This window comes from Streptomyces sp. S6 (assembly GCF_054880855.1).
Map to the genome: position 1 here is coordinate 1 of NZ_JBTYMC010000542.1, position 2,418 is coordinate 2,418.

Annotated in this window: 3 pseudogenes; 2 read left to right on the forward strand and 1 reads right to left on the reverse strand. The window is 74.3% G+C overall.

Features of this window, described 5'->3' with window-relative positions:
• Positions 1-140: pseudogene (locus ACVNF4_RS34935) on the reverse strand (O-antigen ligase domain-containing protein); the annotation flags it as partial.
• Here ACVNF4_RS34935 and ACVNF4_RS34940 point away from each other — a divergent pair.
• A pseudogene (locus ACVNF4_RS34940) lies at positions 129-2,240 on the forward strand (DEAD/DEAH box helicase); the annotation flags it as partial. The pseudogenes ACVNF4_RS34935 and ACVNF4_RS34940 overlap by 12 nt on opposite strands.
• Positions 2,227-2,418 (forward strand): annotated as a pseudogene (locus tag ACVNF4_RS34945) (SWF or SNF family helicase); the annotation flags it as partial. The pseudogenes ACVNF4_RS34940 and ACVNF4_RS34945, both read left to right, overlap by 14 nt.

The following is a 2,418-nucleotide window of genomic DNA, read 5'->3' on the forward strand; positions in this document are numbered from 1 at the left end:
TCGGGCGACGGGACGGCGGGCACCGCCAGCAGTGAGGCGGCGACGGCCAGGTGCAGCAGGTACGGGGAGGCGTCCCCGAGACCGGCCTCCGTGTACGACGCGATGGCGCAGAAGCCGACCAGGAAGATCGCGCAGGCCCGCAGGTCCACTCCGTCACCGACCCCGGGGTCGTCGCGGACGCGGCGGACGTGTGGGCCGCCCCGGAAGGTACGTCGGCCTTCGGCCCCCGCGCACGCATGGACGTCCTGCCGGCACTGCGCCGCGCGGCGCGCGCCTGGCCCGTCCTCACGCCGCTGCTGTCGACCGCCGTCCCGGACGCGGTGGATCTCCTGGACGACGACGTCGAGGACCTCCTCGGGGAGGGGGCACGGGCGTTGTCCGGTGCCGGGGTCGAGGTGCACTGGCCGAGGGAGCTGGCGCGGACGCTGACCACGCGCGCGGTGGTGGGCCCGCCCGACGGGCGGGGCCGGGCGCCGTCCGTCCTGTCGGCCGGCACACCGGTGGGCGTCGGCTGGTGGTTCGCACTGGACGGCCAGGAACTCGGCCGTGAGGAGCTGGACCGGCTCGCGGAGGCGAACCGCCCGCTCGTACGGCTGCGCGGCCGGTGGGTCCTGATCGACCCTCAGGAGATCCGCCTCGCCCGCGCCCGGAAGGACCGCCAACTCGACCCCATGGAGGCCCTGGGCGCGGTCCTGACGGGTTCGGCGGAGATCGACGGCCGTCTCGTCGAGGTGCGGTCCACACAGTGGCTGGAGAGTCTGCGGGAGCGTCTGGCACCCGCCGCCGTGCAGGAGCCGACGGCGCAGCCCGCCGCGCTCGCCGCGACCCTGCGGGACTACCAGCGGCGCGGCCTCGACTGGCTGGCCCGGATGACGTCCCTGGGTCTCGGCTGCTGTCTCGCCGACGACATGGGCCTCGGCAAGACCGTCACGCTGATCGCCTTGCACCTGCACCGCCAGGCCGACCCCGCGTCGGCGGGGCCCACCCTCGTGGTCTGTCCGACGTCGCTGATGGGCAACTGGCAGCGCGAGATCGAACGGTTCGCGCCCGGCACGCGCGTGCGCCACTTCCACGGGCCGCGCCGTGACCTGGAGTCCCTCGGGGACGGCGAGTTCGTCCTCACCACCTACGGCACCCTGCGGCTGGACGCGGCGCGGCTCGGCAAGGTGCTCTGGGGGCTGCTCGTCGCCGACGAGGCGCAGCACGTCAAGAACCCGTACGCGGCGACGGCCCGCGCGCTGCGGACCGTCAGCGCACGTGCACGCGTGGCGCTCACCGGCACCCCGGTGGAGAACAACCTCTCCGAGCTGTGGGCGATCCTGGACTGGACGACACCGGGCCTGCTGGGGCGGCTGACCGCGTTCCGCGCGCGGTACGCGCGGGCCGTCGAAGGCGGCGCCGATCCGGCCGCCGCCGAGCGGCTCGCCCGGCTCGTCGGACCGTTCCTGCTGCGCCGCCGCAAGTCCGATCCGGGGATCGCCCCGGAGCTGCCGCCGAAGACCGAGAGCGACCACCCGGTGTCGCTCACCCCCGAACAGGCGGGCCTGTACGAGGCGTTGGTGCGCGAGACGCTCGCCCTGATCGCGGGCGCCGACGACATGGCGCGGCGCGGGCTGGTCGTGAAACTGCTGACCGGCCTCAAGCAGATCTGCAACCACCCCGCCCAGTACCTCAAGGAGGACCGTCCGACGATCGCCGGACGGTCCGGGAAACTGGAGCTGCTCGACGAACTCCTCGACGGCGCCCTCGCCGAAGGGGCGGGCGTGCTGGTGTTCACGCAGTACGTGGCGATGGCCCGGATCATCGAGGAGCACCTCCGCGCGCGGGGCGTCACGACGCGGTTCCTGCACGGCGGGACGCCGGTCGGGGAACGTGAGGCGATGGTCGCGCGTTTCCAGGACGGGGAGGTGCCCGTGTTCCTGCTGTCGCTGAAGGCGGCCGGGACGGGGCTCAACCTCACCCGGGCCGAGCACGTCATTCACTACGACCGCTGGTGGAACCCCGCCGTCGAGGCGCAGGCCACCGATCGCGCGTACCGCATCGGGCAGACCCGGCCGGTGCAGGTCCACCGGCTGATCGCCGAGGGGACGGTCGAGGACCGCATCGCGCGGATGCTGGAGACCAAGCGGGAGCTCGCCGACGCCGTGCTCGGCTCGGGCGAGCGGGCGTTCACGGAGCTGACGGACGCCGAGTTGGCCGAACTGGTGGAGTTGCGAGGGGGACGCGATGAGCGGGCGTGAGGGGTACGGGGAGTACGGGGAGTCGACGTTCGAGGTGGCGGCGCCCGCGCGCGGGCAGGCGTTCACCCGCACGTGGTGGGGGCGGGGCTGGGTCACCGCCCTGGAGGACGGGGTCCTGGACAGCGCCCAGATCCGCGCCGGCCGTCGCCTCGCGCGCGGGGGCGCCGTCGGTGCCGTG